Below are 15,808 nucleotides of genomic sequence, written 5' to 3' on the forward strand. Positions count from 1 at the left end.
GGTCAGAAATGCCGTTCGCGCCCGGCGAGCAGGTCGCGTAGATTGCCGCGATGTCGCCAGACGATCAGCAGGGTCAGGACGCTCATGGGCAGTAATGCCCGGGGCTCCTGCCAGGCCAGCAATGGCAGTGTGAGGGGTGTGGCGATCAGGGCAGCCAGCGAACTGGTGCGGGTCAGACGGAACGTCAGCACCCAGGCGGCGATGGCCAGTATGGCTGCAGGAAGATAAAGACCGAGCAGCACGCCGGCAGCCGTGGCGACACCCTTGCCACCGCGAAAGCGGAAGTACAGTGGGAACAGATGGCCCAATACGGCGCATACGCCGATCCAGCCCTGTTGTGAAGGATCAAGGCCCAGGGTGCTGGCGATCAGCACCGGAACCAGACCTTTGCACAGATCGCCGATCAGCGTGAGGATGGCCATTTTTTTGCCGGCCAGACGCAGCATGTTGGTCGCGCCTGCGTTGCCTGAGCCGCTGTCACGCGGGTCGGGACCACCGCTGAGGCGGCTGAGCAGGATGGCGAAGGACAGTGAGCCGAGCAGGTAGGCGAAGGTCGCCAGTAACCAAAACATGCTAACCATTCCGGGCGAGGATGCCCTGATTCTAACGGCGCATCGCGCCCTTGTCGTGCAGTGGAGAGTAGTGCTTGGACAGAGTTTTCATTAAGGGTCTTGAGGTCGATACCGTGATCGGCGCGTACGACTGGGAGCGCGGCATTCGTCAGTGCCTGCGTCTTGACCTGAGTTTTGCCTGGGACAACCGACCCGCCGCCGCGGGCGATGACCTGAGCAAGGCACTCGACTACGCCAGTGTGTCGACCCGTATCCAGGCCTTTGCCGAGCAGGCGCAGTTCCAATTGGTCGAGACGTTCGCCGAGCGCCTGGCCGAGGTGCTGATGGCAGAGTTCACTATTCCCTGGCTGCACCTGAGGCTGACCAAGCCCGGTGCGGTCGCTGCCGCTGCCGGTGTGGGCGTGGAGATCGAGCGCGGATGTCGCTGACGCGGATTTTTCTCGGGCTCGGCAGCAACATCGAGCGCGAAAGGCACCTGCATGCCGGGCTCGATGCGCTGGACAGTTTTCTCAGCGAGTTGAGCTGTTCGCCCGTATTCGAGAGCCATGCGGTGGGCATCAAGAGCGGCCCGTTTTTCAATCTGGTGGTATCGGCTCTGACCGACCTGCCGTTGATGGAGCTGGACCGCCGTCTGAAATTCATCGAGGCCGACAATGGCCGCTACGCCCCGGATCGCAAGGGACTGCCGCTGGACATCGACGTGCTGCTGTATGGAGAGCAGGTCGGCAACTTCGACGGGCTGATCCTGCCCCGTGCCGAGATCCTCAAGAACGCCTTCGTCTTGTGGCCGTTGTCGCTGATCGCTCCGGATCGTCTGCATCCAGGTGTCGGCGAGCCGTTCAGTACATTGTGGGCCGATGCGCAGATCGATCAGCAACTGTGGCCTGTGGCGTTCGAATGGAAAGGCCAGGCTCTGACGCCTGGGGAGTTGCTCAAGGGCTGATTCCACAATGATCGTGCCCGCGCCAACGAATGGTGGAGGCGGCTCGCCGGCGATTCTCTTTCTTGCGCGACACGTCAGTGACTGAACGGACGCCATCGCCGGCAAGCCGCCTCCCGCGGTTACGTCCAGTCAGGCACTTTCGCTTCGCCTGCGTGCGGCGTCGGGAAGGATCACATCACTTATCCGCCATACTCCGCCTTGTACACCTTCAGCGCATCCAGCCGGGCGTTTTTCAAGGCGTTGCCCAGGTCCTGGCCCTTCAGACCCTTTTCAAGCAGCGGCTGTACCGACACTGCCCGTGCCGCCTCTGCCGCGCCGCGCAGGTACTCTGCCTGTGGATAACTGCGCTGCTCGAAACCATGACGGCCCCGCGCATCCATTTCGCACGCGGCGATGAATTCCTCGAAGCGCTGCGGCCTGCGGTACACGTCGAAGCTGTGCAGCAGTTCCAGCACGGTCGAGGGCTTGAGTTCCAGCGCCCGGTGTCCGTGGGTGTGGTACTGGCCGACCAGCAAGGCCAATTCCTGACATTCCCTTGGCACTCGGAAACGTTCATTGACGGCTTTGATCAGGCGCAAACCGGTGTGCTCATGGGCGATGTGCCTTGGCCATTCCGATTCCGGCGTCAGCCCTTTGCCCAGATCATGCAGCAGGCAGGCCCAGCGCACGCTCAACGGATGCTCATGAATGGCGGCCTGCTCCAGCACGCTGAGCACATGCACGCCGGTGTCGATTTCCGGGTGGTGCGCGGCTGGCTGGGGCACGCCGAACAGGGCTTCGACCTCGGGTAGCAGTTCATTGAGCGCACCACACTCATGCAGCACGCGAATGAACACCTGCGGCTGTTTTTCCATCAGCGCACGAGAGATTTCCTTCCAGCTTCGTTCGGGCGTGAGCGCCTTGAGCTCGCCGGATTCGCTGAGCTGACGCATCAGGTCCAGCGTCTCGGGAGCGATGGTGAAGCCATGCGGCGCATAACGAGCGGCGAAACGGGCGACGCGCAGTACGCGTAGGGGATCTTCGGCGAACGCGGGGGAAACGTGACGCAGAATGCGCGCTTCAAGATCCTGTTGGCCATGAAAGGGATCGGTCAGATTGCCGTCCTTGTCTTCGGCCATCGCATTGATGGTCAGGTCGCGACGGATCAGGTCCTGTTCAAGCGTAACGTCGGGGCTGGCATGAAAGACGAAGCCGCCATAGCCCACACCGCTTTTACGCTCGGTACGTGCCAGCGCATATTCCTCGCCCGTCAGCGGGTGGAGAAAAACCGGGAAGTCTGTGCCGACCGGGCGATAGCCCTTGACCAGCATGTCTTCGGCCGAAGCACCGACGACCACCCAGTCGATGTCGGTGACGGGTTGACCCAGCAGGCGGTCGCGTACGGCGCCACCAACTTTATAAATCTGCATAAAAAACCTCCGTAAGCGCGACAGGATAAACCTTGCGTCGTGCTTGCGGAGGCTAAAACCGAACGATGACCCGTTTAAGGCTTCACGTCTTCAAGGTCTAGAGGTGTACAACCGCCAAATCGAGCCGGGGATATTCACTGTCGGCGTGCTCGCCTCTCGGTGGTACATGGTGGGTTTTCACGATCTGATCGCCCTGCAGGGTTTCCAGATGAATATCGAAACCCCAGAGCCGATGCAGGTGCTTGAGCACTTCGTCGGTGGAGTCGCCCAGTGGTTTGCGGTTGTGCTGTTGATGACGCAGGGTCAGGGAGCGATCCCCACGCCGGTCGATGCTGTAGATCTGGATGTTGGGCTCGCGGTTGCCCAGATTGTACTGCGCGGCCAGTATTTCGCGAATGGTGCGGTAGCCGTTCTCGTCATGGATGGCGGGGACCAGTAGATCATCTTTCAGGTCGTCGTCCATGATGCTGAACAGCTTGAGGTCGCGTATGACCTTGGGCGACAGGTACTGAAGGATGAAGCTCTCGTCCTTGAAGCTGCTCATGGCGAACTTGATCGCGGTCAGCCAGTCGGTGCCGGCAATCTCCGGAAACCACTGACGGTCTTCGTCTGTCGGGTGTTCGCACATCCGGCGGATGTCCTGATACATGGCAAAGCCCAGTGTGTAGGGGTTGATGCCGCTGTAGTAGGGACTGTCGAAGCCTGGCTGGTAGATAACGCTGGTGTGCGATTGCAGGAATTCCAGCATGAAGCCGTCGGTCACCAGACCTTCGTCATAGAGATCGTTCATCAGCGTGTAGTGCCAGAACGTGGCCCAGCCTTCGTTCATCACCTGGGTCTGGCGCTGAGGATAGAAGTACTGCGCGATCTTGCGCACGATGCGCACCACTTCACGCTGCCAAGGCTCCAGCAGCGGCGCGTGTTTCTCGATGAAGTAGAGAATGTTTTCCTGCGGTTCTGCAGGGAAGCGCGCATTGTCTTCCTTGCCACCTTCCTTCGCGCTTTTCGGGATGGTGCGCCACAGGTCGTTGATCTGGCGTTGCAGGTGTTCTTCCCGATCCTTCTGCCGACGCCGCTCCTCTTCGGCAGAAATCGGATACGGACGCTTGTAACGGTCCACGCCGTAATTCATCAGTGCATGGCAGGAGTCGAGCAGGTCTTCCACCGCGTCGATACCATGGCGCTCCTCGCACTGCATGATGTACTGCTTGGCAAACACAAGGTAATCGATGATCGAGCTGGCATCGGTCCAGGTACGAAACAGGTAGTTGCCCTTGAAGAAGCTGTTGTGCCCGTAACAGGCATGCGCGACCACCAGAGCCTGCATGCAGATGGTGTTTTCTTCCATCAGGTAAGCGATGCACGGGTCCGAGTTGATCACGATTTCGTACGCCAGCCCCATCTGACCGCGCGTATAGGATTTCTCGGTACTGAGGAAGTGTTTGCCGTAGGACCAGTGGTGGTAGCCCAGCGGCATGCCGACCGAGGCATAGGCGTCCATCATCTGCTCGGCGGTGATCACTTCGATCTGGTTGGGATAGGTGTCCAGTGCGTAACGATCAGCGATACGGCTGATTTCGCGATCGTAGGTCTGGATCAGTTCGAACGTCCACTCTGACCCCGTGGAAATGGGTTGGCGTTTCTGCTCTCTGGCGGTCATGACACTAACCTTCGCTGGAAGAGTTCGCGGAATACCGGATAGATATCACCGGCAGAGACAAGCTGCTGCTGGGCGAACGTGTCAGCGTATTCTTCGCCGATGCGCTCGTATTCATACCAAAGTGCCTGATGTTCGCGCGGTGTGATCTCCACGTAGGTGTAGTACTGCACGAACGGCATGATCTGCCTGGTCAGGATGTCGCGGCAGATCGGCGAATCGTCGTTCCAGTTGTCGCCGTCGGAAGCCTGGGCCGCATAGATATTCCATTCACTGCTCGGATAACGCTCGGCCATGATCTCCTGCATCAATTTCAGGGCACTGGACACGATGGTACCGCCGGTTTCCCGTGAATAGAAAAACTCTTCCTCGTCCACTTCGCGGGCACTGGTGTGGTGGCGAATAAACACGACTTCGATCTTGTCGTAGTTACGCTTCAGGAACAGATACAACAGGATGAAGAAGCGCTTGGCGATGTCCTTGGTCGCCTGGGTCATGGAGCCGGAAACGTCCATCAGACAGAACATCACGGCCTTGGAACTGGGATTGGGCTGTTTGACCAGCAGGTTGTACTTGAGGTCGAAGGTGTCCAGGTATGGCACGCGACGAATGCGCGACTTGAGACGTTCGATTTCCACCTCAAGCGCCTGAATGTCGCCGAAGTTGTCGGGTTCTTCGCGCTTCATGCGCTCAAGTTCGCTGGTCGCTTCCTTGAGTTTTGCCCGGCTGCTGCCCGACAGGGCGATGCGTCGCGCGTGTGCGGAGCGCAACGTGCGGATGATATTGATACGCGAGGGATTGCCCTCGTTGCTGATCCCCGCGCGTACTGTTTTGAAGGTGTCCGTGCCGGTCAGGTTGCGTTTGACCAGATTGGGCAACTCCAAGTCCTCGAACATGAATTCGAGAAACTCTTCCTGGGTGATCTGGAACACGAACTCATCCATGCCTTCGCCGGAATTGCTCGCCTTGCCAGGCCCTTTGCCGCCACCACCGCCCTGCGGCCGTGCAATGTGCTCGCCGGTGGTGAATTCCTTGTTGCCAGGGTGAACGACGGTCTGCTTGCCACCACGTCCGTGGTGCAACACAGGTTCGTCGATGTCTCGGCCGGGGATGCTGATCTGCTCGCCATGCTCCATGTCGGTAATGGAGCGGCGGCTGACGGCTTCCTCCACCGCCTTCTTGATATGGTCACGGTAACGCCGCAGAAACCGTTGCCGGTTTACCGTGCTTTTGTTCTTGCCGTTGAGACGTCGGTCAATCACATAGCTCATAGGCCCTCCGGGCAGCTTCAAGTTACAAGCTTCAAGCCGTAGGCCTGAAGCTTAAAAGCAAGCGCTGGCACAAAACAGCACCTCAGACGAACCTACGCCCGTCTGAGGCTTACAGCCTGCCGCTTGCCGCTGCCATTACTGCGACTTGCGTACGCGCAGATACCATTCGGAGAGTAGACGTACCTGTTTATCGGTGTAGCCCCGTTCAACCATTCGAGTGACAAAGTCGTTGTGCTTCTGCTGGTCTTCCTTGCTGGCCTTGGCGTTGAAGCTGATGACCGGCAGGAGGTCCTCGGTGTTGGAGAACATTTTCTTCTCGATCACGACGCGCAGCTTCTCGTAGCTGAGCCAGGTCGGGTTCTTGCCGTTGTTGTTGGCACGGGCGCGCAGCACGAAGTTGACGATCTCGTTGCGGAAATCCTTCGGGTTGCTGATGCCGGCCGGTTTCTCGATCTTTTCCAGTTCCTCGTTCAGTGCCACGCGGTTGAGAATCTCGCCGGTTTCCGGATCGCGGTATTCCTGATCCTGAATCCAGAAGTCTGCGTACAGCACGTAACGGTCGAAAATGTTCTGCCCGTACTCGCTGTAGGATTCCAGGTAAGCGGTCTGAATCTCCTTGCCGATGAACTCGATGTAGCGCGGTGCCAGGTATTCCTTGATGAAGCGCAGATAACGCTCGCGGGTCTCGGCGGGGAATTGCTCCTGTTCGATCTGCTGTTCCAGCACGTAAAGCAGGTGTACAGGGTTGGCCGCGATTTCATGCGGGTCGAAGTTGAACACCTTGGACAGGATCTTGAACGCGAATCGGGTCGACAGGCCGTTCATGCCTTCGTCGACGCCCGCGCTGTCGCGGTATTCCTGGATCGACTTGGCTTTCGGGTCGGTGTCCTTGAGGTTCTCGCCGTCGTACACGCGCATCTTGGAGTAGATGTTGGAGTTGTCCGGCTCTTTGAGGCGCGACAGGGTGGTGAACTGCGCCAGCATCTTCAGCGTGTCCGGTGCGCAATGGGCCTTGGACAGTGAGCTGTTGAACAGCAGCTTGTCGTAGATCTTGATCTCGTCGCTGACTCGCAGGCAGTAAGGCACCTTCACGATGTAAATACGGTCGATGAACGCTTCGTTGTTCTTGTTGTTACGAAAGCTGTGCCATTCCGATTCGTTGGAGTGCGCCAGCAGAATGCCGGTGAACGGAATCGCGCCCAGCCCTTCGGTACTGTTGTAGTTGCCTTCCTGAGTGGCGGTCAGCAGCGGGTGCAGGACCTTGATCGGCGCCTTGAACATCTCGACGAATTCCATCAGGCCCTGGTTGGCCCGGCAGAGTGCGCCCGAGTAACTGTAGGCGTCGGCGTCGTTCTGCGGAAATTCTTCCAGCTTGCGGATATCGACCTTGCCGACCAGTGCCGAGATGTCCTGGTTGTTCTCGTCACCCGGTTCGGTCTTGGCTACAGCAATCTGGTTGAGAATCGACGGATAGAGTTTCACGACCTTGAACTGACTGATGTCGCCCCCGAACTCAGCCAGACGCTTGGTCGCCCAAGGCGACATGATGGTGCTCAGGTATCGCCGCGGGATGCCGAAGTCTTCTTCGAGAATGGCACCGTCTTCATTGGCATTGAACAGGCCCAATGGCGACTCGAACACCGGCGAGCCCTTGATGGCGTAGAAGGGGACTTTTTCGATCAGTTGTTTGAGTTTTTCAGCCAGAGACGATTTACCACCGCCAACCGGGCCGAGCAGATAGAGGATCTGCTTCTTTTCTTCCAGGCCTTGGGCGGCATGGCGGAAATACGAGACGATCTGGTCGATGCATTCTTCCATCCCATGGAAGTCTGCAAACGCCGGATAGCGACGTATCACCTTGTTGGAGAAAATCCGCGACAGCCGCGAGTTGGCGGAGGTATCCACCAGCTCAGGTTCGCCTATGGCCAGCAGCAGACGTTCTGCCGCCGAGGCGTATGCGCTGCGATCCTGTTTGCAGAGCTCAAGATACTCCTGCAGCGAGAGCTCTTCCTGACGTGTGGTTTCAAAGCGTTGTTGGAAGTGGCTAAAAATACTCATGACGTCACCTCGCTCGATACGTTGAGCCGGCGGCGGATCGTCAGTCGATGCTGGCAGCAGCTGAGTATCCAGATGCCGTTTACCCCCCAGAACACCATAAAAGTAACTACCGATGACCCACGCGCCGGTGTACCGGCTCTCCCCTGATTTCGGATGGCCTAGGCTAAGGATAGTTCGGATTCGGAAAGATAAAGAAGGGATGAGCGAGAAGACGGGCTGACCGTTCGTCAGTTGGGGCGCGAGCCCGCGTAGAACGCGGGATCGACTGTCATAAAAATTTTTTTCAGTTGCCTTGCACGGTTTCCGCCGGAAAAGTCGAGCGCCAGAGCTCGAAGCCGCCGTCCACGCTGTACACGTCTGAGAATCCCTGACCCACGAGGTAGGCTGCGGCGCTTTGGCTGGAGTTGCCGTGATAGCAGATCACCACAAGGGGTTTGTCCAGATCGGCCTTGGCGATGAAGTCGGCGATCGAGTGATTGTCCAGGTGCAGCGATTCGGGAATGTGGCTGCTCTCGAAGGTCTGGGCGTCACGAACATCGACCACGACCGCGCCTTGCTCGCGCAGTGCCTGAGCCTGTTCGGGGGGGATGCGTTTGAAATCGGTCATTGCGTGGGCTCCTGAGCCTGTGGCTGCTGATGACGGCTGGCGTGCGCCGGTATTCGGGTAATGGTCGGTGTCGCAACATGACCGACAGCATCGCAATTGCATTGATGACGTTCAAGGGTGTCGACGTTCAGCAGTGTCATGGCGCCGCCCCACACACAGCCGCTGTCGAGGGCAAAGACGTCCGGTTCGTCACAGCGACCTTCAAGTGCCGCCCAATGGCCGAAGATGATTTTTACCGAGCGGGTCTTGCGGTTCTTGTGGCTGAACCAGGGCGCGTAGCCAGGCTTCGCGGTCTCGACGCCTTCCTTGCCCTTGAGGTCGAGCTTGCCATCGCTGGTGCAGAAACGCATGCGCGTGAAGTAGTTGGTGATGACTCGCAGACGTGTGACACCGTTCAGGTCATTGTCCCACTTGGCTGGCTCGTTGCCGTACATGCCATCCAGAAACGGTTCGTACAGATTGTCGTCCTGCAGGGCCTGCTCGACCTCGGCCGCATGCTTGAGCGCTTTCTTTAGCGACCACTGCGGTGCGATCCCGGCATGGACCATGGCCACGTTACGCGACTCGTCGTAATGCATCAGTTTCTGTTGGCGCACCCAGCCCAGCAGTTCGTCACAATCCGGTGCTTCAAGGATTTCGCGCAGTGTGTCGCCTTTTTTCAGGCGCTCGATGCTGCATGCGGCGGCCAGCAGGTGCAGGTCATGATTGCCCAGTACGCAGACCACCGATTGCCGGATGCCGTACAGGAACCGAAGTGTCTCCAGCGACTGCGGGCCGCGGTTGACCAGATCGCCCACCAGCCAGAGTTGATCCTTCTCAGGGTCGAACCGCACATCGTCAAGCAGGCACTTCAGCGGATCCAGGCAACCTTGCAGGTCGCCGACGGCATATACCGCCATCAGTGAAGGGCACCGGGTACGGCAAGGCGGAACGGGGCGATGACGGCGTCGAAGCGTTTGCCGTCTTCGGCCAGCATCTGATACGAGCCCTGCATGTTGCCGACCTTGGTCGTCATCACGGTACCGCTGCTGTACGTATGGCTCTGCCCGGCCTTGATCAGCGGTTGCTGACCCACCACGCCTTCGCCACGGACTTCTTCGACGTGACCGTCGCCATCGGTGATGACCCAATGTCGGGACAGCAGCTTGGCGGGCAGCTGGCCATTGTTCTGGACCGTGATGGTGTAGGCGAACGCGAAGCGATTCTGCTCGGGCTGGGACTGTTCTGCGAGGAAGCGCGTGACGACGCTGACGTCGACCTGATAACGGGAATCGGACATTCAGTAGGCCTTGAAATCCATAACGAAAAAAACGGAGCACTTAACAGCAGCATCAGTCTAGGACAAGTAAACGGAAAATGACCAATGGCCGTCCGCCGTTTACCTGTTACCCATACTCACTCGGCGACGGCTTTCTCGCCCAGCTTGTCGGCCAGACGAACGAAAGCGGCCAGGTCCAGTTGCTCCGGACGCAGACTGCCGTCTACGCCGGCAGCGGTGATGTCGTCACTGCTCAACAGCAGTTTCAGGGTGTTGCGCAGGGTCTTGCGGCGCTGGTTGAAGGCTTCGCGTACGACGCGCTCCAGCAGACGATGATCCTTGGCCGGGTGGGGCAGGGTTTCATGAGGCACCAGGCGCACGATGGCCGAGTCCACTTTGGGCGGCGGGTTGAACGCGCCGGGGCCGACGTTGAACAGGTGTTCCACGCGGCAGTGATACTGAACCATGATCGACAGGCGACCCCAGTCGCCGCCGCCAGGGCCTGCGGCAAGACGCTCGACCACTTCCTTCTGCAGCATGAAATGCATGTCGCGGATCAGACCGGCGTTCTGCAAGAGGTGGAAAATCAGCGGCGTCGAAATGTTGTACGGCAGGTTGCCGACGACTCTCAGGCTGCGCGGCTCGGCACCCAGGCTGTTGAAGTCGAACTTCAGCGCATCACCCTGATGCAGATTGAAGTTCGGCTTGCCGGCGAACTGGCTGTTGAGGATCGGGATCAGGTCCTTGTCCAGTTCCACGACGTCCAGACGGGCTCCGCTGTTGAGCAGGCCTTCCGTCAGTGCGCCCTGGCCCGGCCCGATTTCCAGCAGACGGTCTTCGGGTTTGGCACGAATCGCACGCAGGATCTTGTCGATGACGCCTGCGTCGTGCAGGAAGTTCTGCCCGAAACGCTTGCGCGCCCGGTGTTGGTATAGCTCGGTCATGAATGGGTCTCGGCCATCTGGTAGGCGGTTTGCAGTGCGACGTGCAGGCTGCCGGTGTCGATCTTGCCACTGCCCGCCAGGTCCAGCGCGGTGCCGTGGTCGACGGACGTACGGATGATCGGCAGGCCCAGTGTCACATTGACGGCTGCGCCGAAGCCTTTGTACTTGAGTACGGGCAGGCCTTGATCGTGGTACATCGCCAGCACCGCATCGCAGTGCTCCAGATATTTGGGGGTAAACAGAGTGTCGGCAGGCAGCGGACCACGCAGGTCCAGGCCGTCGCTGCGCAGACGCTCCAGAGTCGGTTCGATGATGTCGATTTCCTCACGTCCCAGATGCCCGCTTTCGCCAGCATGCGGGTTCAGACCACACACCAGAATGCGCGGGTGAGGAATGCCGAATTTGTTCACCAGATCGGCATGCAGGATACGCGTGACGCGTTCCAGCCGGTCCGAGGTGATTGCGTCGGCCACGTCGCGCAACGGCAGGTGGGTGGTGACCAGTGCGACACGCAAGTCGCCAGTGGCCAACATCATCACTACCTGTTCGGTGTGGGTCAGTTCAGCGAGGAATTCGGTGTGTCCGGAAAAGGCGAAACCCCCTTCGTTGATCACGCCCTTGTGCACCGGGGCGGTGATCATGCCGCTGAACAGGCCGTCGAGGCAGCCTTGCCCGGCGCGTGTCAGGGTTTGCAGCACGAACCCGGCGTTGGCGGTGTTCAGTTCACCCGTGACCACCGGCGCTGCCAGTGGCGTGTCCCAGACATACAGGCTGCCGGCAGGTGCAGGCAAGTCGGGGAGGGCGTCTGACGTAACGTCGAGCAGGTTGACGGCCACGCCCAGTTGCGCGGCCCGCTCATTGAGCAGGTCGCGGCTGGTAATGGCGATCAGGGGGTGTGGCTGAGGCTGCGTGGCGAGCAGCAGGCAAAGGTCAGGGCCTATGCCGGCCGGCTCGCCGGGTGTCAGGGCGAAGCGCTTTGATTTCACTGAGCAGCCTGGGCTGCGCCAGGAAGCTTGATTTCAACGTAGGCTTCGTCACGGATCTGACGCAACCAGGTTTGCAGCTCTTCGTCGTACTTGCGGTTACGCAGCACGTTCAACGCTTGCTGATCACGAGCCTGGCTGGTGGCATCCGTGGCGCGACGGCCCAGGACTTCCAGAACGTGCCAGCCGTAAGCGGTCTTGAACGGTTTGGAGACCACACCCTGAGGCGTCTCGGTCATCACTTCGCGGAACTCTGGAACCAGCGAATTGGGATCGACCCAGTTCAGGTCGCCGCCGTTGAGTGCCGAGCCGGGATCTTCCGAGAAGCTTTTCGCCAGTTCGCCGAAGTCTTCGCCGTTTTCGATGCGGTCATAGATCTTGGCAGCCAGGCGCTTGGTTTCTTCTTCGCTGCGGATTTCGCTTGGTTTGATCAGGATGTGGCGCACATGCACTTCATCGCGCATCTGTGCCTGGCCTTGTCCACCGCGCTTTTCCAGCAGTTTGAGGATGATGAAGCCACCGGGTGTGCGCGCCGGAGGCGTCACGTCACCAATCGGCATCGAGCTGAGCATGTCGCCGAATGGAGGTGGCAATTGGGCCGCCTTGCGCCAGCCCATGTCGCCGCCTTCCAGCGCGCTTTCGCTCGACGATTTGGCAATCGCCATCTGAGCGAAGTCGGCACCTTTCTTCAACTGGTCGTAAACGTCCTTGGCCCTGCGCGCAGCAGCCTGAATGGCATCGGACGATGCACTGTCAGGCGTGGCAATCAGGATGTTGGCCAGGTGAAACTCTTCGGACAGCTGAGCCTTGCCCAAGTCGGAAGCCAGGAAGTTTTTCACTTCCTGCTCGGAGACCTGGATACGTTCGGCCACACGACGCTGGCGCACACGGCTGATGATCATCTCGCGACGGACCTGCTCGCGTGCATCGTTGTACGACAGACCGTCATGGGCCAACGCTGCACGGAACTGGTCAACGCTCATGTTGTTGCGCTGAGCGATGGTGCCGATAGCCTGGTTCAGTTCTTCGTCAGTGACGCGAATGCCGGAACGCTCGCCGATCTGCAGCTGCAGGTTTTCCAGGATCAGACGATCCAGAACCTGTTGCTGCAGTGCTTCGGCAGGCGGTACGCCCGACCCGCGTTTGGCAATGGTTTGCTGAACTTCACGAACACGCTGGTCCATCTGGCTTTTCATGATCACGTCGTTGTCGACGATGGCCACGACACTGTCCAGAGGTTGAACCGCTGCATGCACAGCACCGCTCAGGAGTAACGCGCCCAGCATCAGCGGGCGCAGACAATCAGAAAGCTTGGTCTTCACGTTCACGATAACCTTGGATGCCTTTGTCGAGGAAGCTCTCTACCTTGGCGCCGGTCACGCCGCCGAGTCCCTTCAACACGATTTGTAGGAATATGCCGCGGTCGCCTTTTTCGTTCTGAGGCGCTTCCTGGCTGAACTCGTCGTAATCAATCCAGTAACGGTTGATCAGGCGCAGCTTCCAGCAGCAGTTGTCGTATTCGAAACCTCCAAAGGCTTCGATGGTACGGTCGCGGTTGTAGTCATACTGCCAGCGGCTGATGAGGCTCCATTGCGGGATGATCGGCCAGATGACCGAGAAATCATGCTGCTGGATCTTGTAGTAGTCCTTCACGTAGCCCGGAGTCCCCGGGGTGCCGTAGTCGCCACCACCCACAGTCCAGCGGCCAGTGGTCTGGTCGAAGCGGACCTGGTCGTTGCGATACCGATAGCCAGCGTTGATGACCTTGTTCGGATTGTCTTCAGGCTGGTAGTGGAACATCGCGCTGCCCGAACGGGTGCTTTTGCTGTCCGGATCCCAGTTGAAATCGGAGTTGAAGCGCCAGTCGCGGTTGAAGCGGTAGGCGTATTCCAGCGCGTATGGCGAAACCCGTGCCTTGGCGTCGTCACGTTCATCGAACGAAATACCAGGCAACTGGACCTTGCGGTCTTTGAAGTAAAGCGCTTGACCGATGCTGAAGGTCTGACGCTCGAAGCCGTTGTCTTCGATCCAGCGGTTTGTGACGCCCAACGACAGCTTGTTCTCGTCGCCGATACGGTCAGAACCGGTAAACCGGTTGTCGCGGAACAGGGACGCAAAGTTGAAGGTGCTCTCACCGGTATCAAATGAAGGAATGTCGGTCTGATCTTTCTCCGGAACATAAAGATAGAACAGGCGCGGCTCCAGGGTTTGGCGATAATTTTTACCGAACCACTGAGTGTTACGGTCGAAATACAAGCCGCTGTCGACGCTGAAAACCGGCACGCTGCGATTGACGCTGCTGTCAAAGTTCGTACCTGCGTTAGCAAGCTGGCCTTTACCCGTGCCGTCGAGGCTTAAATCGTACTGGGTATAAACATATTTGAGCTTCGGCGTAACGTAACCGTAAGTCGCGTACATTGGGAGGCTGACCGATGGTGCGAGATTCAGACGATCTCCATCGGCTCGATCAAGCCCAGTAATATTGTTGTCCAAACGGCTGGAGACGTTACCGTCTTGATCAACAAATGAGCCGGATCGCAGATCACGTTCGAAACGAACGGCCTCGGTCTGGTAATCGAACTTCAAACCGCCCGGGTTGTAAGGCAAGGTACCGTTGAAGGTAATCTGCGGCAGGCGGTCGTAAGGCGTAATGTTGGCAATGGTCGCGAGCTTGTAGGCCTGGGCATTGAACATCGCGGTGTAGTTGTCGCCGCGGTAGGTCAGGGAACCCTGCTGATTGATGTAATCAGTTCTGCTCACACCAATCTGATCGGTTTCCAGATCCTGGAAGTAGTACGGGTCGCTGATGTCGGTGTAATCGACTTGGGTCAGCCAGCGCGAATCCAGCCCGCCCTTGTGCTGCCAGTTGATCATCCAGCGCGTCTTGTCGTAGTCGGACTGCAGCTTGCGCTCGTCGTCTTCGTCGTTCAGGTACGCGCCGCCGAACTGGCCTTCGCTGCTCTTGGTCAGGTAGCGGAACTCGCCTTCCATCAGCATGCCGCGCTTGGCCATGTAGCGTGGGTACAGCGTGGCGTCGTAGTTCGGCGCCAGGTTGAAGTAGTAAGGCGTGACCAGCGTGAAGCCGGTGTCGGTGCTAGTGCCGATGGTTGGTGGCAGGAAGCCTGACTGGCGACGGTCGTCGATCGGGAAGTAGATGTACGGCGTATAGAGTACCGGTACGTCCTTGACCCGCAGCGTCACGTTGGTCGCGGTGCCGAAGCCGGTGGCCGGGTTCAGCGTGATGTTGTTGCCTTTGAGCGTCCAGGCGTTGCTGTTCGGTTCGCACGTGGTGTACGTGCCGTCCTTGAGACGAATGATCGCGTTCTCGGCACGCTTGGCGTACAGCGCATTACCGCGAATGTTCGACTTGTGCAGGACATACTCGGCGTTGTCGACACGGGCTTCACCGGTATCGAGTTGCAGTTCGGCCTTGTCGCCGACGATCAGTGCGCCATTGTCACGCAGACGCACGTCACCGTTCAGCTCGCCACGGTTCTCGGCCTGATGCAGGGCGGCTTCCTGAGCCTGTACCTGCATGCTGCCCTGACGCAGGACGACGTCACCAGCGAGGGTCGCAACCTGTGCTTCCTGCTCGTAACGCGAGGCCTTGGCACCGACAAACATCGGCGCTTCGCTCATCGGCGTCTTGTCGTCCATGCCCGGGCGAATCGGTTCTACGTAGGCGCCCGAGCAATACGGACCGGTTTCGGCCAGTTGTGCTGCGGTGAGCTTTTCACGAGGAACCCAATCGAGGTGACTGTAGTCAGCACTACGCGACCTCAGGCCTTTGCCCTTGGCTTCGGTCACCAGTTGCGTGGTCGCAACGGGTTCGCCGGCGGAAGTACTTTCCGAGGTCACAGTACCGTTGGAACTGACCGACGTCGTGCTGTGCACGGGACGCGGAGGCAGGTCAACGGCAGCGGTGCCGGATTTAGGCGCACAATTCCAGGCACCCGAAGCAGAGACTGAGCAGTCATACTGTTCCGCGGCAACCACGAATTGAGTGGCCAGAGGTTGCATCGCCAGCAGACTGCCGGTTACGAGCAACGGAAATTTTTTACGAAACGCGGGGGATTTCAATGCCATCTTATTAGTCCGGGCTTCCT

Annotated in this window: 14 protein-coding genes; 2 read left to right on the forward strand and 12 right to left on the reverse strand. The window is 59.0% G+C overall.

All coding sequences use genetic code 11. The annotated features are described in order from the left end of the window. Positions 1 to 2 precede the first annotated feature (2 nt). On the reverse strand, positions 3 to 572 hold the full coding sequence (gene plsY, locus JTJ32_RS12165) for a glycerol-3-phosphate 1-O-acyltransferase PlsY (RefSeq protein WP_184322198.1): 570 nt from the start codon (positions 570 to 572) through the stop codon (positions 3 to 5). 74 nt (positions 573 to 646) lie between these two features. Here plsY and folB point away from each other — a divergent pair, with 74 nt between their 5' ends. Next, positions 647 to 1,000 carry a dihydroneopterin aldolase gene (gene folB, locus JTJ32_RS12170; RefSeq protein WP_099228599.1) on the forward strand — a complete coding sequence of 118 codons (354 nt, stop codon included), beginning with the start codon at positions 647 to 649 and terminating at the stop codon, positions 998 to 1,000. Beyond that, entirely contained in the window at positions 991 to 1,515 is a 525-nt protein-coding gene (gene folK / locus JTJ32_RS12175; RefSeq protein ID WP_099228598.1) for a 2-amino-4-hydroxy-6-hydroxymethyldihydropteridine diphosphokinase, read from the forward strand. The genes folB and folK overlap by 10 nt, the downstream gene beginning before the upstream one ends. Before the next feature lie 179 nt (positions 1,516 to 1,694). Here the strand turns inward: folK and JTJ32_RS12180 are convergent, their stop codons facing one another. The 11 genes from JTJ32_RS12180 to JTJ32_RS12230 all read right to left on the reverse strand — a co-directional run bounded on the left by JTJ32_RS12180 (position 1,695) and on the right by JTJ32_RS12230 (position 15,788). Beyond that, on the reverse strand, positions 1,695 to 2,924 hold the full coding sequence (locus JTJ32_RS12180) for a multifunctional CCA addition/repair protein (protein ID WP_210042161.1): 1,230 nt from the start codon (positions 2,922 to 2,924) through the stop codon (positions 1,695 to 1,697). A 97-nt stretch (positions 2,925 to 3,021) separates the two neighbouring features. Beyond that, positions 3,022 to 4,584, reverse strand: a complete 1,563-nt coding sequence (locus JTJ32_RS12185) for a SpoVR family protein (protein WP_099228596.1) — start codon at positions 4,582 to 4,584, stop codon at positions 3,022 to 3,024. After that, entirely contained in the window at positions 4,581 to 5,852 is a 1,272-nt protein-coding gene (locus JTJ32_RS12190) for a YeaH/YhbH family protein (RefSeq protein WP_099228595.1), read from the reverse strand. The genes JTJ32_RS12185 and JTJ32_RS12190 overlap by 4 nt, the downstream gene beginning before the upstream one ends. Before the next feature lie 135 nt (positions 5,853 to 5,987). Next, positions 5,988 to 7,910, reverse strand: coding sequence for a PrkA family serine protein kinase (locus tag JTJ32_RS12195; protein ID WP_099228594.1), 1,923 nt, complete (start codon positions 7,908 to 7,910; stop codon positions 5,988 to 5,990). 283 nt (positions 7,911 to 8,193) lie between these two features. Continuing rightward, complete coding sequence (gene glpE, locus JTJ32_RS12200) at positions 8,194 to 8,517, reverse strand: thiosulfate sulfurtransferase GlpE (protein ID WP_099228593.1); 324 nt, start codon at positions 8,515 to 8,517, stop codon at positions 8,194 to 8,196. Further along, positions 8,514 to 9,416, reverse strand: coding sequence for a symmetrical bis(5'-nucleosyl)-tetraphosphatase (locus tag JTJ32_RS12205; protein WP_210042162.1), 903 nt, complete (start codon positions 9,414 to 9,416; stop codon positions 8,514 to 8,516). Before JTJ32_RS12205 ends, glpE begins: the two co-directional genes overlap by 4 nt. After that, the gene (gene apaG / locus JTJ32_RS12210) at positions 9,416 to 9,796 is read right to left on the reverse strand and encodes a Co2+/Mg2+ efflux facilitator ApaG/CorD (RefSeq protein WP_025993453.1); all 381 of its coding nucleotides are present in this window, start codon (positions 9,794 to 9,796) and stop codon (positions 9,416 to 9,418) included. The genes JTJ32_RS12205 and apaG overlap by 1 nt, the downstream gene beginning before the upstream one ends. Positions 9,797 to 9,912: 116 nt before the next feature. After that, on the reverse strand, positions 9,913 to 10,719 hold the full coding sequence (rsmA, locus tag JTJ32_RS12215) for a 16S rRNA (adenine(1518)-N(6)/adenine(1519)-N(6))-dimethyltransferase RsmA (protein WP_099228591.1): 807 nt from the start codon (positions 10,717 to 10,719) through the stop codon (positions 9,913 to 9,915). After that, the gene (gene pdxA / locus JTJ32_RS12220) at positions 10,716 to 11,705 is read right to left on the reverse strand and encodes a 4-hydroxythreonine-4-phosphate dehydrogenase PdxA (protein WP_210042163.1); all 990 of its coding nucleotides are present in this window, start codon (positions 11,703 to 11,705) and stop codon (positions 10,716 to 10,718) included. Before pdxA ends, rsmA begins: the two co-directional genes overlap by 4 nt. After that, positions 11,702 to 13,024: a peptidylprolyl isomerase gene (locus JTJ32_RS12225; RefSeq protein ID WP_184322191.1), complete on the reverse strand. Its 1,323-nt coding sequence runs from the start codon at positions 13,022 to 13,024 to the stop codon at positions 11,702 to 11,704. The genes pdxA and JTJ32_RS12225 overlap by 4 nt, the downstream gene beginning before the upstream one ends. Continuing rightward, the gene (locus tag JTJ32_RS12230) at positions 13,005 to 15,788 is read right to left on the reverse strand and encodes an LPS-assembly protein LptD (protein ID WP_210042165.1); all 2,784 of its coding nucleotides are present in this window, start codon (positions 15,786 to 15,788) and stop codon (positions 13,005 to 13,007) included. The genes JTJ32_RS12225 and JTJ32_RS12230 overlap by 20 nt, the downstream gene beginning before the upstream one ends. Positions 15,789 to 15,808: the final 20 nt, after the last annotated feature.

Source organism: Pseudomonas alliivorans, from assembly GCF_017826695.1.
GTDB classification, from domain to species: domain Bacteria; phylum Pseudomonadota; class Gammaproteobacteria; order Pseudomonadales; family Pseudomonadaceae; genus Aquipseudomonas; species Aquipseudomonas alliivorans.